Below are 21,784 nucleotides of genomic sequence, written 5' to 3'. Positions count from 1 at the left end.
CCGCAGGGCCCGTGCCACCATCGTTCCTTCGTGCTCCGTGACTCCGCCCCGCCCGGGTGGCCGCCGCGGCCGGCGCGCGGGCGGGCGGTTAATCTGACCTGCGGCAGCAAGCCAGCACCACACGACAGACGCGAGCAGACGCGAGTAGAGGGGCGGACCGGTGGCGAACATCGACATCGAGGAAGCACGTAGGCAGTTCGAGCGCATCGATGCGGACGGGGACGGCACCATCACCGCCGCCGAGTTCAAGACCGCCCTGGCTCAGGGCGGCGACTGGAACGTCACCGAGGCGGTCGCCGAGGCGATCATCAAGAGCCGTGACCTGAACGGCGACAAGCTCCTGTCGTTCGACGAGTTCTGGACCTTCCTGAACAAGTGACGCCCGCGCAGGGGCGCCCGGCCACCGCCTGCGCGGGCCACGGGCGCCCCTTCGTCATCGGGGGCGCTCGCTCACACGACCTCCAGCGGCCGGTGCGGTCCGTCCGGCAGCTCGATGCGGACCGGGTCCCCGGCCCGCACCACACCCCCCTCGACGACCACACTCATGATCCCGGCCTTGAACCGCACGCCGCCCTCGGCGTCCCGTTCGACGACCTGCCGCATCAGCCCCTTGCGGAAGCCGTCGATCTGAGCGCAGGGATTGCGCAGCCCGGTCACCTCCACCACGGCCTCGTCCCCGAGCCTCAGCCGGGTCCCGGTGGGCAGGCCCAGCAGATCGATCCCCCGGGTGGTGACGTTCTCCCCCAACTCCCCGGCCGCGACCTCGAACCCGGCCGCACGCACCTCGTCGAACAACTCCGCGTGCATGAGGTGCACCTGCCGCAGATTCGGCTGCGAGGGGTCCTTCCGCATCCGGAACCGGTGCTTCACGGTCTCACCGGCATGCACGTCCCCTTCCACCCCGAACCCGGCGACGAGCGTGATGCTCTCCCGGTTCGGCTTGGTGAACGAGTACGTCCCGTTGCTGCTGACCGCGGCGACAGATGCACCCATGCCGAAATCTGCTCCCTCGCTAGGTGATCGAACCGTCAGACGTTCTCGGCCCACTCGCGCAGCGCCGCCTTGCTGGGGAAATCCGCCACGTTCTTGTCCAAGGGGTCGTCCGTGTACTGGTGGAAGCGCCACTTCGCCCGGATGCGGGGTTTGCCGGCGGCCACGTAGTCGGCGATCCAGAGCCCGTCACCCGCGTACGAGGTCCTGTCGACGTCGAGCCAGTAGTGGCGGTTGGCGTACAGAACCACCGGATTGCCGGGCCGTCTCTCCTTCACCTTCCGGATGAAGAGGTCCTTCTCGGCGTTGCTCGCGTGCGTCCCGTCGCTCGTCGTCTCCCAGTCCACGGCGAGGATGTCACCCGGCCTGTCCGGGGCGTGTGCGACGAAGTAGTCCGCCTGGGCCGACAGGTTGCCGGGCCACAGGAAGTGGTAGAAGCCGACCACCAGTCCGGCGTCGCGGGCGCGCTCGGTCTGGGCGGCGAGTTTGGGGTTGATGTACGAGCGGCCCTCCGTCGCCTTGATGAAGACGAAGGAGAGGCCGTCGGTGTCGTAGGACGAGGACTGGTACGCACTCACGTCGATGCCGCGCAGCATGGGGGAACTCCCTGACGTGCCGGTGGGGGGCAGGAGTCGGGTCCGATGTATGTCCCACCTTGGCACCTTTGAGGCGTCCCTGATGTGGAATCGTCAACATTCGATGATGTTGACCGCAAGACCTCCGCGCGCCGTCTCCTTGTACTTCACCGACATGTCGGCGCCCGTGTCCTTCATGGTCTTGATGACCTTGTCCAGGGACACCTTGTGCGAGCCGTCCCCCCGCATCGCCATCCGCGCCGCCGTGACCGCCTTCACCGCGGCCATGCCGTTGCGCTCGATGCACGGGATCTGGACGAGGCCGCCGACCGGGTCGCAGGTCAGGCCCAGGTTGTGCTCCATGCCGATCTCGGCGGCGTTCTCGACCTGCTCCGGGGAACCGCCGAGCACCTCGGCCAGCGCGCCCGCCGCCATCGAGCAGGCCGAGCCCACCTCGCCCTGGCAGCCGACCTCGGCGCCGGAGATGGACGCGTTCTCCTTGAAGAGCATGCCGATCGCGCCGGCCGCCAGCAGGAAGCGGACGACGCCCTCCTCGTCGGCGCCCGGCACGAAGTTGATGTAGTAGTGCAGCACGGCCGGGATGATGCCCGCGGCACCGTTCGTCGGGGCGGTCACCACGCGCCCGCCCGCCGCGTTCTCCTCGTTCACGGCCATCGCGTAGAGCGTGATCCACTCCATGGCCAGGGCCTTCGGATCGCCCTCGGAGCGCAGCTTGCGCGCGGTGTTCGCGGCCCGGCGGCGGACCTTCAGACCGCCCGGCAGGATGCCCTCGCGGGACATGCCGCGCGACACGCACGCCTGCATCACCCGCCAGATCTCCAGCAGACCCTCGCGGATCTCCTCCTCCGTGCGCCATGCGCGCTCGTTCTCCAGCATCAGCGCGGAGATCGACAGGCCGGTCTCCTGCGTCAGCCGCAGCAGCTCGTCACCCGTGCGGAAGGGGTACTTCAGCACCGTGTCGTCGAGCTTGATCCGGTCCGCGCCCATCGCGTCCTCGTCGACGACGAAGCCGCCGCCCACCGAGTAGTACGTCTTCGACACCAGCTCAGCCCCGGAGGCGTCGTACGCCCACAGGGTCATGCCGTTCGCGTGGTAGGGGAGCGCCTTGCGGCGGTGCAGGACCAGGTCGTCGTCGAAGGAGAACGGGATCTCGTGCTCGCCGAGCAGCCGGATCCGGCCCTCCGCCTTGATGGCCTCGACGCGCTCGTCGGCCGACTCCACGTCCACCGTCCGCGGGGAGGCCCCCTCCAGGCCCAGCAGCACCGCCTTCGGGGTGCCGTGGCCGTGGCCGGTCGCGCCGAGCGAGCCGTACAGCTCGCAGCGGACGGACGCGACGGAGGGCAGCAGGTCCTCGTTGCGCAGGCGGCGGGCGAACATGCGGGCCGCCCGCATCGGGCCGACCGTGTGGGAGCTCGACGGGCCGATGCCGATCGAGAACAGGTCGAAGACCGAGATGGCCACGGGGAACTCCTCAATACGGGGTGGTGCAGAAGGGCTTCCACGGGGTGCCCCGCCCGCTCACCGACCAGTGTGCGGGACACCCCACGGAAAGGAACTACTTGTTCAGACCGGGGTACAGCGGGTGCTTGTCGGCCAGCGCCCTGACCCGGGCCCTGAGCGACTCGGCGTCGTAGGACGGCTTGAGCGTCTCGGCGATCACGTCCGCGACCTCGGCGAAGTCCTCGGCGGTGAAGCCGCGGGTCGCCAGGGCGGGCGTACCGATGCGCAGCCCCGACGTCACCATCGGCGGGCGCGGGTCGTTCGGGACCGCGTTGCGGTTGACCGTGATGCCGACCTCGTGGAGACGGTCCTCGGCCTGCTGGCCGTCCAGCTCGGACTCGCGCAGGTCGACCAGGAGCAGGTGCACGTCGGTGCCCCCGGAGAGCACGTTCACCCCCGCCGCACGGGCGTCGGCGGCGGTCAGCCGCTCGGCGAGGATCTTCGCACCCTCCACCGTACGGCGCTGGCGCTCCTTGAACTCCTCGCTCGCGGCGACCTTGAAGGAGACCGCCTTGGCCGCGATCACGTGCTCCAGGGGGCCGCCCTGGAAGCCCGGGAAGACGGACGAGTTCAGCTTCTTCGCGAAGTCCTTCTTCGCGAGGATGATGCCGCCGCGCGGGCCGCCCAGCGTCTTGTGGGTGGTGGAGGTGACGACGTCCGCGTACTGCACCGGGTTCGGGTGCAGGCCGGCCGCCACCAGGCCCGCGAAGTGGGCCATGTCGACCCACAGGTACGCCTCGACCTCGTCGGCGATCCGCCGGAACTCGGCGAAGTCCAGCTGCCGCGGGTACGCCGACCAGCCGGCGATGATCACCTTCGGCCGGTGCTCCTTGGCGAGCCGCTCGACCTCGGCCATGTCGACGAGACCGGCGTCGTCCACGTGGTACGCGACCACGTTGAACTGCTTGCCGGAGAAATTCAGCCGCATGCCGTGGGTGAGGTGGCCGCCGTGGGCCAGGTCCAGGCCGAGGATCGTGTCACCGGGCTGGGCCAGGGCGAACAGGGCGGCCTGGTTCGCGGAGGCGCCCGAGTGCGGCTGGACGTTGGCGTACTCGGCGCCGAACAGCTCCTTGACCCGGTCGATCGCGATCTGCTCGGCGACGTCGACGTGCTCGCAGCCGCCGTAGTAGCGCCGGCCGGGGTAGCCCTCGGCGTACTTGTTGGTCAGGACCGAGCCCTGGGCCTCCATGACCGCGATCGGCGCGAAGTTCTCGGAGGCGATCATCTCCAGGGTGGACTGCTGGCGCTCCAGCTCGGCGTCGAGCGCGGCGGCGACGGCCGGGTCGAGCTCGTGCAGGGGCGTGTTCAGAAGCGACTTGTCAGACATCTCAGTCATAAGGGGCTACGACTCCTCAGCCGGCGGTGTGGGCGTCGTACTCGTCGGCGGAGAGCAGGTCGGCCGGCTCCTCCGTGACGCGTACCTTGAACAGCCAGCCGCCCTCGAAGGGGGCGGAGTTCACCAGCGCCGGGTCGTTCACCACGTCCTCGTTGATCTCGGTGATCTCACCGGTGACCGGGGAGTACAGGTCCGACACCGACTTGGTCGACTCCAGCTCGCCGCAGGTGTCACCCGCGGTCACGGTCGAGCCGACCTCGGGGAGCTGGGCGTAGACGACATCGCCGAGCGCGTTCGCCGCGAACTCGGTGATGCCGACCGTCGCGACGCCGTCCTCGGCGGTCGACAGCCACTCGTGCTCCTTGCTGTAGCGCAGCTGCTGGGGGTTGCTCATGGCCTGAATTCTCCTGTACGCGCGGGAGGGATGCGGAATGGGGTGTGCTGGAAACCCGGATGAGCAGCGCAAACGTGCGCGAGGTCACGCACGGGTCGCTGTCGGTGACTGCTGTGCGGCCGGTCTCTGCTTCCGGCCAAGTGTCTACTTCTGCCGCTTGTAGAAGGGCAGCGCCACGACCTCGTACGGCTCATGGCTGCCGCGGATGTCCACGCCGACCCCGGCCGTACCCGGCGCCGAGTGGGCCGCGTCGACGTACGCCATCGCGATCGGCTTGCCCAGCGTGGGGGAGGGGGCGCCGGAGGTGACCTCGCCGACGACCTCGCCGCCGGCGACGACCGGGTACCCGGCCCGCGGCACCCGACGCCCCTCGGCGACCAGGCCGACGAGGACGCGCGGCGGGTTCTCCGCGGCACGGGAGGCGGCCCGCTCCAGGGCCTCGCGCCCCACGAAGTCGCCCTCCTTCTCGAACTTCACCACCCGGCCGAGCCCGGCGTCGAAGGGCGTGAGCGAGGTCGACAGCTCATGGCCGTACAGCGGCATGCCCGCTTCGAGGCGCAGCGTGTCCCGGCAGGACAGACCGCAGGGGACCAGGCCGACGCCCTCGCCCGCCTTGGTCAGTGCCTGCCACAGCTCGACGGCGTGCTCCGGCTTCACGAACAGCTCGAAGCCGTCCTCACCGGTGTAGCCGGTGCGGGCGATCAGGGCGGGCACGCCGGCGACGGTGCCGGGCAGTCCGGCGTAGTACTTCAGGCCGTCGAGGTCGGCGTCGGTCAGCGACTTCAGGATGCCGGGGGACTCGGGGCCCTGGACGGCGATGAGCGCGTACGCGTCCCGGTCGTCGCGGACCTCGGCGTCGAAGCCGGCCACCCGCTCGGTCAGCGCGTCCAGCACGATCTGGGCGTTGGAGGCGTTGGCGACGACCATGTACTCGCTCTCGGCGAGCCGGTAGACGATCAGGTCGTCGAGGATGCCGCCGTCGGCCCGGCAGATCATGGTGTAGCGGGCGCGGCCGACACCCACGGAGGCGATGTTGCCGACCAGGGCGTGGTTCAGGAAGGCGGCGGCCTGCGGACCGGTGACGGTGATCTCGCCCATGTGGGAGAGGTCGAAGATCCCGGCCTTCGTCCGCACGGCGATGTGCTCGTCGCGCTCGGAGCCGTAGCGCAGGGGCATGTCCCAGCCGGCGAAGTCGGTCATCGTCGCGCCGAGCGAGCGATGCAGGGCATCGAGCGCGGTGTGACGGAGTGGCGTACTGCTCACGGTCGGTCGTCTCCCAGATGCGTGAGGGCGAGGTCGGTCCTCCCCATCTGTCATCGGAACCTGAGAGGTTCGCCATGACCCGCGGGGGTCCATGGCTTGCACCTTGGGTGGGGCGGCGCCCGCCCTCGACGAGGGGGGTGCGGCCCGCTTTTCAGATGTGCCTCGCCCGCGCGGTAACGGGGCCTGAGAGATTCAAGGGAGGGACTTGCTCCTTCGGCGCCCCGGCGATGCACTGCCAGGGACTCTCCCGCGCGGATTCAAACGGCCGGTATGCAGTTGGCGCGGACATCATTGCACGCATCCCCGCACTGCGTCAGGGGGGTGGTTCACAGGGGCCGCGGCGAGTACACAGGCGTACACAGCACCCTGTAGCAGGCTTGTTGCTGTAAGAGGACTGAAACGAGAGACACCGGGCATTACCTTCTCTTTACACTCGACGGGGACGGGACTCGTGAACCGCCCCAGGGGAGGACGATCACGGTGGACAGGACGACGGCGTACGCCACGACCTCGGGCCTCGCGCTGCCGAAGCAGCCCACGACCTCGGCCCGGGGGGCGTGCGAGGCGCGCCCGGCCTCCGTGGTCCGCGATCTGCGGGAGCGCGCCGGCCACAGCCCGCACGCCCTGCTCTTCGCCCCCGAGGACCTCGTCGTGATCACGGGCCTGCCCGGCAGCGGCAAGTCCACGCTGATGCGGCGGACGGTGAAGGGCATCCGTATCGACTCCCAGGACGTCCGGGACCGCTGGGAGGCCCGGATGCCCGGCTTCCTCCCCTATGCCGTCTACCGCCCCCTGGTCCGCCTCGCGCACTACGCCGGACTGCGCCGCGCCCTGCGCTCCGGCGAGGGCGTCGTCGTGCACGACTGCGGCACCCAGGCCTGGGTGCGGGGCTGGCTGGCCCGGGAGGCCCGGCGGCGCGGCGGAACCCTGCACATGCTGCTGCTCGACGTCGCCCCGGACACGGCCCTTGAGGGCCAGCGCGAGCGGGGGCGGGGCGTCTCCCGCTACGCCTTCCTGCGTCACCGCACGGCTGCCGCGCGGCTGCTGCGCTCGGTCGAGAAGGGCCACCTGCCCCGGGGCTGCGGCGCGGCGGTGCTGATCGACCGGGAGGCGGCGGACACCTTGCGCAGGATCGCCTTCACCGGCTGACCGGCCGTATCCGTGCGCGGGCCGGCCACCGGCTAGCCTTTCGGTCCACAGACGAAAGTTCACAGCAGGCGGTCGGACAGATGGACATCCCAGCGGATCTCCCCGCGGACTTCCCGGCACAGACACACCTCCACCCGCACGGCGGCTGGCCCGGCAACGAGCTGGAGGAGGTGCTCTCGGCCTCCCTCGGGCTGCCCACGGCGGGCGGCCGGATCATCGAGGTGCTGGGCCGCAGCTTCGTCTGGGTGCCCCTGCCGGGCGGCGGCGGCCCGCACAGCGGCCCGCTCGACCTGCCCACGCTGGAGATCGGCGGCCAGGCCTACGTCCCGGTCTTCAGCTCCGAGGAGCAGTTCCGCCAGGTCGTCGGATCCCACATGTCCTTCGCCGTCGCCCCCGCCGTGGAGTTCGCCCGCGGTCTGCCCCCGCAGGTGGGAATCGCCGTCAACCCGGACGGCGTGGTCGGCGTCCCCCTGCCCCCGGCGGCGGTGGCCGAGCTGTGCCGGGCGGGCCGCACGCCCCTGGACGGCGTCGCCTCCGGAGGCCGCGTCAAGCTCTACGAGCCGGACTGGCAGGACGACCCGGTCGACTTCCTCGCGGCCGCCTCGGCCGAGTTCGCCGCCACCGGTGTGGTCACCACGGCCCGCCGCTGCCTGGCGACGATCGAGACGGCCACCCCGGTGATGTTCATAGGTGTCGAACTCGCCCACTGGGAGGGCGACCTGCGCGCGGCCCCCATGGACGCCGTCGCCCGCGCGCTGGGCCGCAGCCCGGTCCGGTGGCCGGTCAACCTGGTGCTGCTGGACGTGGCCCAGGACCCGGTGATCGACTGGATGCGCCGGCAGGTCCGCCCCTTCTACCAGCGGGACTTCTGAGCGCCGCGCAGGCGAGCGCCCCGGCGGGGCGCGGGGACCTGCGCGACCGGCCACGACGCACCCGCAGACGGCAGACCACATCAAGTCCCGAGCTCTCAACGGTTCTCCCGGTGGAGCGCCTAAGCTGGGCCCACAGCCAAAATTTCCCGAAGGGGCGGTAAAAGGTGAGCGCGAGCGGCACAACCTCGACCGGTCAGGTCGAGCACATGCTGCGCCAGGTGACCCCCGGGCGCTACGACGCCTACGAGGCCCTCCTGCGCGCGCTCGCGACGCCGTCCTCCGGCCAGGTCTGGATGCTGCTGTGGCACGGCCAGGCCGGCTCCCCGGACGCCCAGTACGGGAACATGGAGGTCGACGGCTACGGCTACGCCCCCTGCGTCACCTCCGCCCAGGAGTTGTCGGCCAGCGGCTGGAACCGCTCCTACGAAGTGGTCGACGGCGTCGACGTCGCCCGCACCCTCTACCCGGACCACTACGGCCTCTGGCTCAACCCGCACGCCCCGGGCGGCGGCGTCGGCATCCCGTGGCTCGACCTGCGCCGCATCGCCACCGGCCTGGACCGCCAGCCCGCCGGCCCGCTGCGGCTGTCGGAACCCGGCATCGAGATCCCGCAGTTCTACGCCCTGCTCGCGCAGAACGCCCACCGCACCCCGGCCGTGCGCGCGCTGCGCCGCGCCTGGGTGCAGCCGGCGCTCGGCGCCCCGTATCTCGCCATCGGTCTCGACGTGTACGACACCAGCCCGCAGGCCGTGGACTCGGTGCGCTCGATGATGTCGCAGTCGATCGGCGCGGTCCCCGACGGACTGCCCGTGTCGACCGTCGCGATGTCCGACGAGGACGACCCGGTCGCCCTGTGGATGCGCGCGAACACCCGACCGTTCTACGACCGCGAGGCGCACGCCGCCGCTCCCGCGCAGGCTCCGGCGTCCGGTTACGGCTACCCACCGGCGCAGGGCCGTTACTGATCACTCACGCGTTACCCTACTGATCGGTCGCAGGCCGATTCTCACAGGTCCGAAGGCTGGCGGACGGTGGTTTCGCAGGCAGATCTCCGCGCGTAGATGCGATCGGAAGGTCCCGGTCCGCCCGCATACGCCCCGACTGGCGCGCGTCCGGCGGGCGTGACCTTCTGTTCGGATAACGGAACTCCTCAGACAGCATCACGGTTGCGCATCCTTTCCCTGCCAGCTCTGGCGACTGATCGCCAAAGCGTTGAAGACTCCCCGCAAGACACGGGCCGGTCGGTCCCGTGCACGAGTGGAAGCAACCGCTACAGCGGCAGCCAGGGGGTCGGCAACAGCCGGCCGAGAGGGGTCAAGCGCAAAGTGACGGCACCGATCGAGACCACCGGATCGCAGGCCGAGGCCCAGCCCGAGGCCGTGCTCGCGGGGGTCGAGTCCAAGCAGATCGAGGGTCGGTCTCTGGGGCAGATCGCCTGGACCCGCTTCAAGAAGGACAAGGTGGCGGTCGCCGGAGGGATCATCGTGATCCTTCTGATCCTGCTGGCCGTGCTGTCGCGGCCCATCCAGGCGCTGTTCGGACTGGACCCGAACGCCCTGAACCAGGACCTGATCGACCCCAACACCTCGCTGCCCAAGGGTGACTTCGGCGGTATGAGCTGGGAGCACCCGCTCGGTGTCGAGCCGAAGTTCGGCCGCGACATCGCCACCCGCATCCTGGAGGGCTCCTGGGTCTCGCTGGTCGTCGCCTTCGGCGCCACGATCCTGTCCAACACGATCGGCGCGGTCCTCGGCGTGGTCGCCGGCTACTACGGCGGCCGGGTCGACACGATCATCAGCCGGCTGATGGACACCTTCCTGGCGTTCCCTCTCCTGCTGTTCGCCATCGCCATCTCGGCCACCCTGCAGGGCGGTGCCTTCGGGCTGGAGGGCCTGCCGCTGCACATCACGGTGCTGATCTTCGTCATCGGCTTCTTCAACTGGCCCTACCTGGGCCGTATCGTGCGGGGCCAGACACTGGCCCTGCGTGAGCGGGAGTTCGTCGACGCCTCGCGGGGGATGGGGGCCAAGGGGCCGTACATCCTCTTCCGGGAGCTGCTGCCGAACCTCGTCGGCCCGATCATCGTCTACTCGACGCTGCTCATCCCGACCAACATCCTCTTCGAGGCGTCCCTGAGCTTCCTCGGCGTCGGCATCCAGCCCCCGCAGGCGTCCTGGGGCGGCATGATCAACCAGGCGGTCGACTACTACCAGGTCGACCCGCAGTTCATGATCGTGCCTGGTCTGGCCATCTTCGTGACCGTGCTGGCGTTCAACCTGCTCGGCGACGGTCTCCGTGACGCTCTCGACCCGCGCAGCCGCTGACCCGCGGCCGCGGAGCGAGTCCAAAAGATTTCCAACAATGGAGGGGAAGCGGACCATCATGCGAAGGTCAACGCTGGCCGCGGTTGCGGCTCTCGGCAGTGCGAGCCTGCTGCTCTCGGCATGCAGCAAAGCCGATGACGGCAGTGAGAACGGAAACAAGTCGGCTGGGGCCAACGCAGCGACCAAGGGTGTCGTCAACGCCTCCACCCAGAAGGGGGGCACGGTCACGTACGAGTACTCGGACGTGCCGGACTCCTTCGACCCCGGCAACACGTACTACGCGTACATGTACAACCTCAGCCGGCTCTACGCCCGCCCGCTGATGACCTTCAAGCCCGCCGCGGGCGAGGCCGGCAACGAGCTGGTCCCGGACCTCGCGGCGAGCCCCGGTGAGCCCAGCGACGGCGGCAAGACCTGGACGTACAAGCTGCGTTCGGGCCTGAAGTACGAGGACGGCACGCCGATCACCTCGAAGGACGTCAAGTACGCCGTCGAGCGCTCCAACTTCGCGCGTGACGTGCTCTCCCTCGGCCCGAACTACTTCCAGCAGTTCCTGGAGGGCGGCGACAAGTACAAGGGCCCGTACAAGGACAAGAGCGGCAAGGGCCTCGCGTCCATCGAGACGCCGGACGACACCACGATCGTCTTCAAGCTCAACCGTGCCTTCCAGGAGTTCGACTACCTGGTCGCGACGCCGCAGACGGCTCCGGTGCCCAAGGCCAAGGACAAGGGCATCGACTACGTCAAGAACATCGTGTCCTCGGGCTCGTACAAGTTCGAGAGCTACGACGAGGGCAAGCAGGCCGTCCTCGTGCGCAACGAGAACTGGGACGCCAAGACGGACCCGCTGCGCAAGCAGTACCCGGACAAGATCGTCGTCAAGCTGAAGGTCAACTCCGAGACCATCGACCAGGACGTCCAGGCCGGTACCGCGATCGACCTCGGCGGCACCGGTGTCCAGGCCGCGACCCAGGCGAAGGTCGTCAACGACGCCGCGCTGAAGGCCAACACGGACAACACCTACGGCGGCCGCCTGGTCTACATGGCGATCAACACGCAGGTCGCGCCGTTCGACAAGGTCGAGTGCCGCAAGGCCGTCCAGTACGCCATCGACAAGGTCTCCGTGCAGACCGCCGAGGGCGGCCCGATCCGCGGTGACATCGCCACCACCGTCCTGCCGCCGGACATCCCCGGCTACGAGAAGGCCGACGCCTACGCCACCAAGGACCACAAGGGTGACGTCGCCAAGGCCAAGGAGCAGCTGAAGGCCTGCGGCAAGTCGAGCATCAAGACCAACATCTCGGCGCGCAGCGACCGCCCGCAGGAGATCGACGCGGCCACCGCGATCATCGCCTCGCTGAAGAAGGCCGGCATCGACGCCACCCTCAAGCAGTACCCGTCGGGCAAGTACTTCACCGACTACGCGGGTGTGCCGGAGTTCGACAAGAAGCAGAACATCGGTCTGCACATGATGCAGTGGGGTGCCGACTGGCCGTCCGGCTACGGCTTCCTGCAGCAGATCCTGCACGGTGACGCGATCGGCGCGTCCGGCAACACCAACCTCTCGTACATCGACGACAAGCAGATCAACGAGATGCTGGAGAAGGCCATCGCCACCGAGGACGAGGCCCAGCGCAACAGCCTGTACGCGCAGATCGACAAGCGTGCGATGGACCAGGCGGCCCTCGTCCCGCTGACCTACTTCAAGGTCCTGCTGTACCGTCCGGCCAACTTCACCAACCTGGTGTCCACGGCGGCCTTCAGCGGTCAGTACGACTACCTCAACATCGGCACGACCAAGAAGTAGCCCCGGAAGGCAGGTGAAGGCTTTGGTGCCCGTGGGCTTCGCGGCCCACGGGCACCGGCGCCGGTCCCCGTGATCTCGTACATCCTCCGTCGGACGGTCGCGGCAGTGATCCTGCTGCTGGTCGTCACCGCGGTCACCTTCGCGATCTTCTTCCTGCTGCCACGGCTCGCCGGCCAGACCGCCGACCAGCTCGCGCAGCAGTACATCGGAAAGAGCCCGACGAAGGCAGACATCGCCGCGGTCAAGCAGAACCTCGGTCTGGACCAGCCCCTGTACGTCCAGTACTGGCACTTCATCAAGGGGATCGTGGCCGGCGCCACCTACGACCTGGGCCCCACCACGACGCAGTGCAACGCGCCGTGCTTCGGCTACTCCTTCAAGAACCACGTCGAGGTGTGGCCGCAGCTCACCTCCCGCCTTCCGGTGACCCTCTCGCTGGCCGCCGGCGCCGCCGTGCTGTGGCTGGTGTCCGGTGTGCTGATCGGCGTGATCTCCGCGCTCAAGCCCCGCAGCTTCTTCGACCGCACCTTCATGGGCGTCGCCCTCGCCGGCGTCTCGCTGCCCATGTTCTTCACGGGCAACCTGGCGCTGCTGCTCTTCACCTTCCAATGGCCGATCTTCGGCCGCACCTACGTACCGTTCACCGAGAATCCGGCGCAGTGGGCCAACACCCTCTTCCCCGCCTGGTGTTCGCTCGCCCTGCTGTACTCCGCCATCTACGCGCGGCTGACCCGCTCGGGCATGCTGGAGACGATGAACGAGGACTTCATCCGCACGGCCCGCGCCAAGGGCCTGCGGGAGCGCAAGGTCGTGGCCCGGCACGGGCTGCGGGCCGCGCTGACCCCGATCATCACCGTCTTCGGCATGGACCTGGGTCTGCTGCTCGGCGGCGCCGTGATCACCGAGACCGTCTTCTCGCTGCCCGGCATCGGTCAGTACGCGGTGCAGGGCATCACCGACAACGACCTGCCCCCGATCCTCGGCGTCACCCTGCTCGCCGCCTTCTTCGTCGTGATCGCAAATCTCCTGGTGGACCTGCTCTACGCCGCCGCCGACCCGCGCGTGAGGCTCTCGTGACCGAACTCTCCAAGACCGGCGCCGCCGTGGGCGAACCCTCGCCCTCGAACGCACCCGACGCCTTCCTCGCGGTCCGCGACCTCAAGGTGCACTTCCCGACCGACGACGGCCTGGTCAAGTCCGTCGACGGGCTCACCTTCCAGGTGGAGAAGGGCAAGACCCTCTGCATCGTCGGTGAGTCCGGCTCCGGCAAGTCCGTCACCTCGCTGGCGATCATGGGCCTGCACCGGCTCGGGGCGCGCGGCAAGAACGTGCAGATGTCCGGTGAGATCTGGCTCGGCGGCAAGGAACTGGTCTCCGCCGACCCGGACGAGGTGCGCCGGCTGCGCGGCCGCGAGATGGCGATGATCTTCCAGGACCCGCTGTCCGCGATGCACCCGTACTACACGATCGGCAACCAGATCGTGGAGGCCTACCGGGTCCACCACGACGTCAACAAGAAGACCGCGCGCAAGCGGGCCGTCGAGATGCTCGACCGGGTCGGCATCCCCGAGCCGGACAAGCGCGTCGACAACTACCCGCACGAGTTCTCCGGCGGTATGCGCCAGCGCGCGATGATCGCCATGGCGCTCGTCAACAACCCCGAACTGCTCATCGCGGACGAGCCGACCACCGCCCTCGACGTCACCGTCCAGGCGCAGATCCTCGACCTCATCCGGGACCTGCAGAAGGAGTTCGGCTCCGCGGTCGTCCTCATCACCCACGACCTCGGCGTGGTCGCCGAGATCGCCGACGACGTCCTGGTGATGTACGGCGGCCGGTGCGTGGAGCGCGGCTCGGTCGACGACGTCTTCGAGCGCCCGCAGCACCCGTACACCTGGGGCCTGCTCGGTTCGATGCCGCGCATCGACCGGGAGACCTCCGAGCGGCTCATCCCCGTCAAGGGCCAGCCGCCGAGCCTCATCAACGTCCCCTCGGGCTGCGCCTTCCACCCCCGCTGCCCGTACGCGGACGTCCCCAAGGGCGATGTCACCCGTACCGTGCGCCCGGAGCTCCAGCAGGTCGGCGGCGGGCACTTCTCCGCCTGCCACCTCTCGCCGGAGGACCGCACGCGGATCTGGACCGAAGAGATTGCGCCGAAGCTGTGAGTGAGACGAAGAAGACGGACGAGGCGCCCGCGGCGGTCGACGACCGTGAGGTGCTCCTCAAGGTCGAGGGCCTGCAGAAGCACTTCCCGATCCGCAAGGGCGTGCTCCAGCGTCAGGTCGGCGCGGTCAAGGCCGTCGACGGCATCGACTTCGAGGTGCGCAAGGGCGAGACCCTCGGTGTGGTCGGGGAGTCGGGCTGCGGCAAGTCGACCATGGGGCGGGTCATCACCCGGCTCCAGGACCCGACCGGCGGCTCGATCCACTTCGAGGGCAAGGACATCACGCGGCTGAACACGGCCGGGATGCGTCCGCTGCGGCGGGACATCCAGATGATCTTCCAGGACCCGTACGGCTCCCTGAACCCCCGGCACACCATCGGCGGCATCGTCTCGGCGCCGTTCCGCCTCCAGGGTGTCGAGCCGGAGGGCGGGGTGAAGAAGGAGGTCCAGCGGCTTCTGGAGCTGGTGGGCCTGAGCCCCGAGCACTACAACCGCTACCCGCACGAGTTCTCCGGAGGCCAGCGCCAGCGCATCGGCATCGCGCGGGCGCTCGCACTGAAGCCCAAGCTGGTGGTGGCCGACGAGCCGGTCTCGGCGCTGGACGTGTCGATCCAGGCGCAGGTCGTCAACCTCATGGACGACCTCCAGGAGGAACTCGGCCTCACGTACGTGATCATCGCGCACGACCTGTCCGTCGTACGGCATGTCTCGGACCGTATCGCGGTGATGTACCTCGGCAAGATCGTCGAGCTCGCCGACCGCACCTCGCTGTACGAGGCGCCGATGCACCCGTACACCAAGGCCCTGATGTCGGCGGTCCCGGTCCCCGACCCCAAGCGCCGGGGTGCCAAGAGCGAACGCATACTGCTCCGCGGCGATGTCCCCTCGCCGATCTCCCCGCCCAGCGGCTGCCGCTTCCACACCCGGTGCTGGAAGGCGACGGAGATCTGCCGGACCACGGAACCGCAGCTCTTGGAGCTGAGGCCGGGCCAGCGCGTTGCCTGCCACCACCCTGAGAACTTCGAGGACCAGGCCCCGCAGGAGACGGTCCTGCTCGCCGAGGCCAAGGAGGCGGCCGAACTGGTCGCCGACGAGGTCCTGGCCGAGTCCGCGGTGACGTCCGCGGCGGTGGCGGCGAAGGTGGGTGCCGGCGACGAGAAGCCGGCGGGGGCGGAAGCCGGGGAGACACCCCTGGCCGAGGAGCCGGCGCAGGAACCGGCGCCGGCCGCAGACGCGGCCCCGGCGACCGGCCCCGGCGACCGGACGACGCCCGACGTGCCCGCGGCCGGCACCGAAGGCCCCGCCGACGAGCCGACCGACTCCACCGGTCCCGCCGCCGACGCCCCGTCGACGGAGCCGGAAGCGGTCGCCGAGCAGAAGAGCCGGGACTCCGAGGGCTCGTAACTATGTACCACCGCACAGCCCCCGCCTTCATTTGCAAGGCGGGGGCTGATTGCTGCGCGAGAATGTACGGGTGCTCCAGCAACTGTTCAGCCCGTCCGTCCAGCACACGCTCGACCTGATCGGCATTTTCGTCTTCGCCATCTCGGGCGCCCTGCTGGCGGTCCGCAAGAACTTCGACGTCTTCGGTATCGCCGTCCTCGCCGAGGTCACCGCCCTGGGCGGCGGGCTGTTCCGGGACGTCGTCATCGGCGCCGTGCCCCCGGCAGCCTTCACGGACCTCGGATACTTCCTCACCCCGCTGCTCGCCGCGCTCCTGGTCTTCTTCCTCCACCCGCACGTGGAGCGCATCCAGACCGGCGTCAACGTCTTCGACGCGGCGGGCCTCGGCCTGTTCTGCGTCGCCGGGACGACCAAGGCGTACGACTACGGCCTGAACCTCACCGCATCCGCCACCCTCGGCCTCGCGACCGCCGTCGGCGGCGGTGTGCTGCGCGACGTCCTGGCCAACGAGGTCCCCTCACTGCTGCGCTGGGACCGCGACCTGTACGCGGTCCCGGCGATCGTCGGCGCCACGATGGTCGCGCTGTGCATCCACTACGACGCTCTCACCCCGCTGACCAGCACGCTCGCGGCCGTCACGGCCTTCGTGCTGCGGCTGCTGGCGATGCGGTTCCACTGGCGAGCTCCGCGTGCCTGGAACCGACGGTCGACGGTGCGAGAGGAGTAGCCCCGGGCACCGTACGGACCCGATGGCCCGTCCCCATCACATCGGTCAGCCAGCGGAACGCCGGGACCACCTGCGGCTTCCACAGCGCCATGGTGTGGCCGCCCGCGCTGCTCGGGATGAACACCACGTCCACCGTCGTGGGCGCCTTCGCGATCCGCTGCACGGCCAGGGCCGCCTCGTACCCGTCCTTCGGCTGGCCGGAGAAGTAGAGCGCGACACGCGGAGGCACCCGGGACTTGCCGAGCAGCTCGTAGGGGTTGTTCGCGGCTCGCAGGGCCGGGGTCTTCCCCGCCAGCGAGTTCGGTACGGCGACGGGGTCGTTGTAGCCGGACATGCTGACCGCGGCCCGGTAGCGGTCCGGGTGGGCGACGGCGAGCTTCGCCGCGCAGTGCGCGCCCGCCGAGTAGCCGGCGACCGCCCAGCCGTCCGGCGCGGCCTGGGCCCGGAAGTTGTCCATGACCATCTTCGGCACGTCGACGCTGAGCCAGCTGTCGGCGTTCACCTTGCCCGGGATGTTCGCGCAGCCGGTGTCCACGCCCGGCAGCAGCGTGGTGCGCGGCGAGACGATGATGAACGGCTCGATCTGCCCGCTGCGCATCAGCGGCGCGAGCTGCTGGGTCGCGTCCATGGTCCCGAACCACGCCTTCGACGAGCCGGGGTAGCCGGGCAGCACCTCGACGACCGGGAACTTGTGGTCGCGGTAGGCGGGGTCGCGGTACTGCGGCGGCAGCCAGACGTTGACCTCGGCGTGCACCCCGGACACCCGGCCCTTGAGCTGGGTGACGAGCACCCCGCCCTCCTCTCGCATGCCCGGTCCCTTGGCCGGCTTGAAGACCTGCCGGACCTTCGGCAGCTTCTCCAGTGCGATCCCGCCGGTGCCGTTCGTCCCGAGGTCGGCCGCCTTGTGCACATGGTCACTGGTGCCGAGCAGGTCGCCCCAGTTGTCGTACAGCTGGTTGGAGTTGTTGACCAGGGTGAAGACCAGGGCGACCGCCGTGCCCTGGGCGAACAGCACCATCAGCACCCGGGTGGCGCCCCGCACGACTCTGGGACCGCGTATCCGCGACCAGAGGACCAGCGGCAGCACGACGGCGACGACGCACAACGCGACGAGGGTGTAGAGGAAAGGGGCCCCGGTGAGACTCATGTCCTCATAGAGGGGGAGATCGGGGTCCGGGTTTCGGGCGAGAGGGGACACTTACCGAAAAGTTGCGCAGGTCTCAACGCCGGTGGCGGCGGTTTCCCGTCCAAAGCTACCGCTTAGTAGTTAGCTGTTGTACGGTTCATCCATGCCAGAAGCAGCCTCCGCCCCGACGGCCCCGCGAGCGTCGATCGGCGACAGCGAGTTCGACCGCGACACCGCGCTCACCCGGCGCGCGCCCGGCGTCTACGACATCGACCTCTCGGCCGGCTGGACCATCATCAGCGCCGTCAACGGCGGCTACCTGCTGGCCGTCCTCGGCCGCGCCCTCGCCGACGCCCTGCCGCACAGCGACCCGTTCACCATCTCCGCGCACTACCTGACCGCCTCCCAGCCGGGCCCGGCGGTCGTCCGCACGGACGTGGTGCGCACGGGCCGGACCCTGTCGACCGGCCAGGCCTCGCTCCTCCAGTACGACGAGGAGGGCCGTGAGGTCGAGCGGATCCGTGTCCTCGCCTCCTACGGCGACCTGGACTCCCTCCCCGACGACGTGCGCACGACGGCGAAGCCGCCCGCGATCCCGCCGATGGACCACTGCTTCGGTCCCGAGGACGGACCGGCCCCGGTGTCCGGCAGTTCGGCGATCGCCGACCGACTGATGCTCAAGCTCGACCCGTCCACCCTGGGCTGGGCGCTCGGACAGCCTTCGGGCAAGGGCGAGATGCGTGCCTGGTTCGGCCTCGCGGACGGCCGCGACCCCGACCCCCTCTCCCTGCTGCTCGCGGTGGACGCCCTGCCCCCCACCGCCTTCGAGATCGGCATCTCCGGCTGGGTCCCCACGGTGGAACTGACGGTCCACGTGCGCTGCCGCCCGGCTCCCGGACCGCTGCGGGTGTCGATCACGACCCGCAACCTGGCGGGCGGCTTCCTGGAGGAGGACGCCGAGGTCTGGGACAGCGCGGACCGGCTGGTGGCCCAGTCGAGGCAGCTGGCGAGGGCGAGGCTGAGCTGAGCCCGGCGCGGCGACCAGCGGCTGGTGCGGGACGCCGTACGTACGACAGGGCGGTACCTCCGGTGCGGGGGTGCCGCCCTTCTGCGTCGTGGCCACTCGTGCCGGGCGTACACCCGAGCGTGACGGGCACTCAGTTCAGCCAGTGCTCCCGGCCGATGTTGATCAGGCGCATCTGGCGGGTCGCGACCTGGGCGACGCGCCGCCGCTCCTCTTCGGGTTCCTCCAGGGCGTCCAGGAAGAGGGAGGCCGTCATCAGCATCTGGTCGACGTAGAGGTTGGCGAGCATGAGGAGGTCGTCGTCGTCCCAGCCTTCGGAGACCGGGTCCTTGGTGAGCGCGACCTTCACCTCGTCGGCGAAACGGGCCAGTTGGTCCTGGATCGCCTCGCGCACCGACTGCACCCCGCCATGCCGCTCGCGGGCGATGAAACGCACGTGGGCGGGATGGGTCGCGACGTGCTGGGCGATCAACCCGACGGCGCGCTCTATGCGTTGCTCGCTGTCCCCGGACGAGGAAACGATCGTGCGGATCATCGGGTGCAGGCTGCCGAGCGCCTCCTCGACGAGGGCCACGCCGAGGTCGGCGGTGGAGCGGAAGTGCCGGTAGAAGGCCGTCGGGGCGACGCCGACCTCACGGGTGACCTCGCGCAGGCCCAGGCTGCTCAGGCTCTGTTCCTCCAGCAGTCCCAAGGCCGCGTCCAGGAGGGCCTGTCGGGTCTTCTGTTTCTGGGCCTGCCGAATGCCGAGGGTGTGACTCATACCATGCAGTTAACAACTGTTCTCTGGAATTGAAAAGCCGTGGGGCGCGCTAGACTTGGAGTCAGTGAACAACTGTTACCACAACTGTTCACCGAAATGTCACGAGAGAGATCGACGCGAGAGGTCTCGGAGGGGGATCCATCTCATGCTGTTCCTCGTCGCCGCACTGCTGCTGCTGGGTGTGCTGCTGGGCACCGTGGCTCATGCGCCGCTCGGCTTCACCGTCGTCGCAGCCGCCGTGATCGCGGTGTGGCTGGCCGTCTTCGCCGCCCGCGAGCGCCACGCGCGCCGTCACTGACTCCGCGATCCGGACCGAACCGACTTCTCAGGAGCTGGCACCCATGCATCTCACCGCACCGGCCACCGCTCGTCCCCGCACCCGCACCCGCGATGCCGACGGCATGGCCGTGGCGTCCTTCGTCCTCGGCCTCGTCGGCCTCCTCGTCTTCAACATCTTCCTCGGCCCGCTCGCCATCGTCCTGGCCGCGGTGGCGCTGTGGCGAGGCACCAACCGCAAGGGCCGCGCCTACCTGGGCATGGGCCTCGGGGTGGCCGACCTGGTGGTCCTGTTCACCTTCATGCAGGCGGACAACACGCTCTCGTGGAGCTTCTAGGTCAGACCTGACGGACTCATGGGCTCGCGGGGCCGCACCCGCACAGGCGCCGCCCACCCGCACCCCGGACCGACCTTGACACCGGCCCCCTTACCGGCGCCCTCTAGAATCATGGCCACCATGGCTTACCTCGACCACGCCGCGACGACTCCCATGCTCCCGGAGGCGGCGGAGGCGCTGACCGCCCAGCTGAGCATCACCGGCAACGCGTCCTCCCTGCACGCATCCGGCCGTCGCGCGAGGCGATCCGTCGAGGAGGCCCGCGAAACCCTCGCGGAAGCGCTCGGCGCCCGCCCCAGCGAGGTCGTCTTCACATCCGGCGGCACCGAGGCCGACAACCTCGCGGTCAAGGGCCTGTTCTGGTCCCGCCGCGACGCCGCCCCGGCCGGCCGCCGCACCCGCGTCCTCGCCAGCCCCGTCGAACACCACGCCGTCCTCGACGCCGTCCACTGGCTCGGCGAACACGAGGGCGCCACGATCGAGTACCTCCCGGTCGACACCCACGGCCGTGTCCACCCCGACGCCCTGCGCGAAGCCATCGCCCGCAACCCCGACGACGTCGCCCTGGCCACCGTGATGTGGGCCAACAACGAGATCGGCACGGTCATGCCGGTCCGTGAACTGGCCGAGGTGGCCGCGGAGTTCGGCGTCCCCCTGCACGCCGACGCCGTCCAGGCCTTCGGTCAGGTCCCCGTCGACTTCGCCGCCTCCGGGCTCGCCGCGATGACGGTCTCCGGCCACAAGATCGGCGGTCCGTACGGCATCGGCGCCCTGATCCTCGGACGCGACCACGCCCCCGTGCCCGTGCTGCACGGCGGAGGCCAGGAACGGCACGTACGCTCCGGCACCCTCGACGTCCCCGCGATCGCCTCCTTCTCGGTCGCCGGCCGCCTCGCCGCCGAACAGCGCGAGTGGTTCGCCACCGAGATCGGCGCCCTGCGCGACGCCCTGGTCGAGGCGGTCCGTACGGCCGTCCCGGACGCGATCCTCGGCGGCGACCCGGCACCCGGCGGACGCCTCCCCGCCAACGCCCACTTCACGTTCCCGGGCTGCGAGGGCGACTCCCTGCTGCTGCTCCTGGACGCCCAGGGAATCGAGTGCTCCACCGGCTCCGCCTGCACGGCGGGCGTCGCCCAGCCCAGCCACGTCCTCCTGGCCACCGGCACCGACCCCGACCTGGCCCGCGGCACGCTCCGCTTCTCCCTCGGCCACACCTCCACGGAGGCCGACGTCGAGGCCGTCGCCAAGGCCATCGGCCCGGCGGTGGAACGGGCGCGGGCGGCGGGGCTGACATAAGGGGCGCGCGCGGTCCCGACGCGCGCTCTTGCTCGGGGACGGACACAGGCGGACACTCCGCCCGTGAACCTCGTCACGCAGGTCTTCGCCCTCATCGCAGCGCTGACGCATGTCGTCGTCGGCATCCTGGAACGCTTCTGCTACGACCGTCCGGCGGTCCGCCGCTTCCTGACGACCTCCACCGCCGACGCCCCTGAAGTCACCCTGTGGCGCTCGGGTGTGGCGGTGTACAACATCCTCCTCGGACTCGGCCTCGTCGCCGCAGTCGTGGCCCTCCGGACGGGCGACACCACCGTCGGCCGGACCCTCGTCGTCTACCTCTGCGCGTTCCTGATCGTCTCCGCGCTCGTCTTCGCCGCCTCCTTCCCCCGTCTGTGGCGGGGAGCGCTCGGCCAGGGACTCCCACCCGCCGTGGCCCTGGTCGCCGCGCTCTGGTGA

Annotated in this window: 23 protein-coding genes and 1 riboswitch; of the genes, 15 read left to right on the top strand and 8 right to left on the bottom strand. The window is 69.8% G+C overall.

Annotated features, from left to right (window positions below):
- Nucleotides 1–160 precede the first annotated feature (160 nt).
- Nucleotides 161–379: an EF-hand domain-containing protein gene (locus tag ACFYNL_RS13040; RefSeq protein WP_388801262.1), complete on the top strand. Its 219-nt coding sequence runs from the start codon at nt 161–163 to the stop codon at nt 377–379.
- Between the two features lie 71 nt (nt 380–450).
- Here the strand turns inward: ACFYNL_RS13040 and ACFYNL_RS13035 are convergent, their stop codons facing one another.
- The 6 genes from ACFYNL_RS13035 to gcvT all read right to left on the bottom strand — a co-directional run bounded on the left by ACFYNL_RS13035 (nt 451) and on the right by gcvT (nt 6,079).
- Nucleotides 451–993, bottom strand: a complete 543-nt coding sequence (locus ACFYNL_RS13035; RefSeq protein ID WP_388801260.1) for an MOSC domain-containing protein — start codon at nt 991–993, stop codon at nt 451–453.
- Between the two features lie 35 nt (nt 994–1,028).
- The gene (locus tag ACFYNL_RS13030; protein WP_388801258.1) at nt 1,029–1,586 is read right to left on the bottom strand and encodes a glycoside hydrolase family 25 protein; all 558 of its coding nucleotides are present in this window, start codon (nt 1,584–1,586) and stop codon (nt 1,029–1,031) included.
- 93 nt (nt 1,587–1,679) lie between these two features.
- A complete protein-coding gene (locus ACFYNL_RS13025; protein WP_388801256.1) occupies nt 1,680–3,047 on the bottom strand; it encodes an L-serine ammonia-lyase in 1,368 nt (455 codons plus the stop codon).
- Nucleotides 3,048–3,141: 94 nt separating this feature from the next.
- Entirely contained in the window at nt 3,142–4,413 is a 1,272-nt protein-coding gene (gene glyA, locus ACFYNL_RS13020) for a serine hydroxymethyltransferase (protein WP_388802679.1), read from the bottom strand.
- A 25-nt stretch (nt 4,414–4,438) separates the two neighbouring features.
- The gene (gcvH, locus tag ACFYNL_RS13015; protein WP_019759220.1) at nt 4,439–4,816 is read right to left on the bottom strand and encodes a glycine cleavage system protein GcvH; all 378 of its coding nucleotides are present in this window, start codon (nt 4,814–4,816) and stop codon (nt 4,439–4,441) included.
- 144 nt (nt 4,817–4,960) lie between these two features.
- Nucleotides 4,961–6,079, bottom strand: coding sequence for a glycine cleavage system aminomethyltransferase GcvT (gene gcvT, locus ACFYNL_RS13010; RefSeq protein WP_388801253.1), 1,119 nt, complete (start codon nt 6,077–6,079; stop codon nt 4,961–4,963).
- Nucleotides 6,080–6,240: 161 nt separating this feature from the next.
- Nucleotides 6,241–6,339, bottom strand: a riboswitch (glycine riboswitch).
- Nucleotides 6,340–6,559: 220 nt separating this feature from the next.
- On the opposite strand from gcvT, the gene ACFYNL_RS13005 reads away from it, so the two are divergent.
- From ACFYNL_RS13005 to ACFYNL_RS12965, 9 genes are all read left to right on the top strand, one after another.
- Nucleotides 6,560–7,228 carry an AAA family ATPase gene (locus ACFYNL_RS13005; RefSeq protein WP_388801249.1) on the top strand — a complete coding sequence of 223 codons (669 nt, stop codon included), beginning with the start codon at nt 6,560–6,562 and terminating at the stop codon, nt 7,226–7,228.
- A gap of 80 nt (nt 7,229–7,308) precedes the next feature.
- On the top strand, nt 7,309–8,100 hold the full coding sequence (locus ACFYNL_RS13000; RefSeq protein ID WP_388801246.1) for an enhanced serine sensitivity protein SseB: 792 nt from the start codon (nt 7,309–7,311) through the stop codon (nt 8,098–8,100).
- 164 nt (nt 8,101–8,264) lie between these two features.
- Nucleotides 8,265–9,065 (top strand): enhanced serine sensitivity protein SseB C-terminal domain-containing protein, encoded by an 801-nt coding sequence (locus tag ACFYNL_RS12995; RefSeq protein ID WP_388801243.1) that lies wholly within the window; start codon nt 8,265–8,267, stop codon nt 9,063–9,065.
- Nucleotides 9,066–9,425: 360 nt separating this feature from the next.
- Complete coding sequence (locus ACFYNL_RS12990) at nt 9,426–10,424, top strand: ABC transporter permease (RefSeq protein ID WP_388801241.1); 999 nt, start codon at nt 9,426–9,428, stop codon at nt 10,422–10,424.
- Between the two features lie 37 nt (nt 10,425–10,461).
- On the top strand, nt 10,462–12,231 hold the full coding sequence (locus ACFYNL_RS12985) for an ABC transporter substrate-binding protein (RefSeq protein ID WP_388801238.1): 1,770 nt from the start codon (nt 10,462–10,464) through the stop codon (nt 12,229–12,231).
- Between the two features lie 69 nt (nt 12,232–12,300).
- Nucleotides 12,301–13,308, top strand: a complete 1,008-nt coding sequence (locus ACFYNL_RS12980; RefSeq protein ID WP_388801236.1) for an ABC transporter permease — start codon at nt 12,301–12,303, stop codon at nt 13,306–13,308.
- Entirely contained in the window at nt 13,305–14,396 is a 1,092-nt protein-coding gene (locus ACFYNL_RS12975) for an ABC transporter ATP-binding protein (RefSeq protein WP_388801233.1), read from the top strand. Before ACFYNL_RS12980 ends, ACFYNL_RS12975 begins: the two co-directional genes overlap by 4 nt.
- Nucleotides 14,393–15,799 (top strand): ABC transporter ATP-binding protein, encoded by a 1,407-nt coding sequence (locus ACFYNL_RS12970; RefSeq protein ID WP_388801230.1) that lies wholly within the window; start codon nt 14,393–14,395, stop codon nt 15,797–15,799. The genes ACFYNL_RS12975 and ACFYNL_RS12970 overlap by 4 nt, the downstream gene beginning before the upstream one ends.
- Nucleotides 15,800–15,869: 70 nt before the next feature.
- On the top strand, nt 15,870–16,526 hold the full coding sequence (locus tag ACFYNL_RS12965; protein WP_388802676.1) for a trimeric intracellular cation channel family protein: 657 nt from the start codon (nt 15,870–15,872) through the stop codon (nt 16,524–16,526).
- On the opposite strand, the gene ACFYNL_RS12960 is transcribed toward ACFYNL_RS12965, so the two are convergent.
- On the bottom strand, nt 16,435–17,673 hold the full coding sequence (locus ACFYNL_RS12960; protein WP_388801227.1) for an alpha/beta hydrolase: 1,239 nt from the start codon (nt 17,671–17,673) through the stop codon (nt 16,435–16,437). The two genes, ACFYNL_RS12965 and ACFYNL_RS12960, sit on opposite strands and share 92 nt — an antisense overlap.
- A 142-nt stretch (nt 17,674–17,815) precedes the next feature.
- On the opposite strand from ACFYNL_RS12960, the gene ACFYNL_RS12955 reads away from it, so the two are divergent.
- Entirely contained in the window at nt 17,816–18,679 is an 864-nt protein-coding gene (locus ACFYNL_RS12955) for a thioesterase family protein (RefSeq protein ID WP_388801225.1), read from the top strand.
- A gap of 130 nt (nt 18,680–18,809) precedes the next feature.
- Here ACFYNL_RS12955 and ACFYNL_RS12950 read toward each other — a convergent pair whose 3' ends face one another.
- Nucleotides 18,810–19,436 (bottom strand): TetR family transcriptional regulator, encoded by a 627-nt coding sequence (locus ACFYNL_RS12950; protein ID WP_388801222.1) that lies wholly within the window; start codon nt 19,434–19,436, stop codon nt 18,810–18,812.
- Nucleotides 19,437–19,581: 145 nt separating this feature from the next.
- On the opposite strand from ACFYNL_RS12950, the gene ACFYNL_RS12945 reads away from it, so the two are divergent.
- The 4 genes from ACFYNL_RS12945 to ACFYNL_RS12930 all read left to right on the top strand — a co-directional run bounded on the left by ACFYNL_RS12945 (nt 19,582) and on the right by ACFYNL_RS12930 (nt 21,784).
- Nucleotides 19,582–19,734 (top strand): hypothetical protein, encoded by a 153-nt coding sequence (locus ACFYNL_RS12945; RefSeq protein WP_388801219.1) that lies wholly within the window; start codon nt 19,582–19,584, stop codon nt 19,732–19,734.
- 43 nt (nt 19,735–19,777) lie between these two features.
- Nucleotides 19,778–20,050, top strand: coding sequence for a DUF4190 domain-containing protein (locus ACFYNL_RS12940; RefSeq protein WP_388801216.1), 273 nt, complete (start codon nt 19,778–19,780; stop codon nt 20,048–20,050).
- A 120-nt stretch (nt 20,051–20,170) separates the two neighbouring features.
- Nucleotides 20,171–21,346, top strand: coding sequence for a cysteine desulfurase family protein (locus ACFYNL_RS12935; protein ID WP_388802674.1), 1,176 nt, complete (start codon nt 20,171–20,173; stop codon nt 21,344–21,346).
- Between the two features lie 63 nt (nt 21,347–21,409).
- Nucleotides 21,410–21,784 carry a DUF1304 domain-containing protein gene (locus ACFYNL_RS12930; protein WP_388801213.1) on the top strand — a complete coding sequence of 125 codons (375 nt, stop codon included), beginning with the start codon at nt 21,410–21,412 and terminating at the stop codon, nt 21,782–21,784.

Origin of the sequence: Streptomyces sp. NPDC007808, from assembly GCF_042868655.1 — a bacterium.
In the GTDB taxonomy this organism is placed as follows: domain Bacteria; phylum Actinomycetota; class Actinomycetes; order Streptomycetales; family Streptomycetaceae; genus Streptomyces.
Note: the sequence above shows the minus strand (reverse complement) of the source record. Positions and strands in the feature narration are given on the sequence as shown.

Excerpts from the sequence above, each read along its gene's own strand:
- ACFYNL_RS12935 (WP_388802674.1), top strand. The coding sequence starts at position 20,171 with ATGGCTTACCTCGACCACGCCGCGACGACTCCCATGCTCCCGGAGGCG.
- ACFYNL_RS13000 (WP_388801246.1), top strand. The coding sequence starts at position 7,309 with ATGGACATCCCAGCGGATCTCCCCGCGGACTTCCCGGCACAGACACAC.
- ACFYNL_RS12945 (WP_388801219.1), top strand. The coding sequence starts at position 19,582 with ATGCTGTTCCTCGTCGCCGCACTGCTGCTGCTGGGTGTGCTGCTGGGC.
- ACFYNL_RS12940 (WP_388801216.1), top strand. The coding sequence starts at position 19,778 with ATGCATCTCACCGCACCGGCCACCGCTCGTCCCCGCACCCGCACCCGC.
- ACFYNL_RS12985 (WP_388801238.1), top strand. The coding sequence starts at position 10,462 with ATGGAGGGGAAGCGGACCATCATGCGAAGGTCAACGCTGGCCGCGGTT.
- ACFYNL_RS13035 (WP_388801260.1), bottom strand. The coding sequence starts at position 993 with ATGGGTGCATCTGTCGCCGCGGTCAGCAGCAACGGGACGTACTCGTTC.
- gcvH (WP_019759220.1), bottom strand. The coding sequence starts at position 4,816 with ATGAGCAACCCCCAGCAGCTGCGCTACAGCAAGGAGCACGAGTGGCTG.
- ACFYNL_RS12950 (WP_388801222.1), bottom strand. The coding sequence starts at position 19,436 with ATGAGTCACACCCTCGGCATTCGGCAGGCCCAGAAACAGAAGACCCGA.
- ACFYNL_RS12955 (WP_388801225.1), top strand. The coding sequence starts at position 17,816 with ATGCCAGAAGCAGCCTCCGCCCCGACGGCCCCGCGAGCGTCGATCGGC.
- glyA (WP_388802679.1), bottom strand. The coding sequence starts at position 4,413 with ATGTCTGACAAGTCGCTTCTGAACACGCCCCTGCACGAGCTCGACCCG.
- ACFYNL_RS13030 (WP_388801258.1), bottom strand. The coding sequence starts at position 1,586 with ATGCTGCGCGGCATCGACGTGAGTGCGTACCAGTCCTCGTCCTACGAC.
- ACFYNL_RS12960 (WP_388801227.1), bottom strand. The coding sequence starts at position 17,673 with ATGAGTCTCACCGGGGCCCCTTTCCTCTACACCCTCGTCGCGTTGTGC.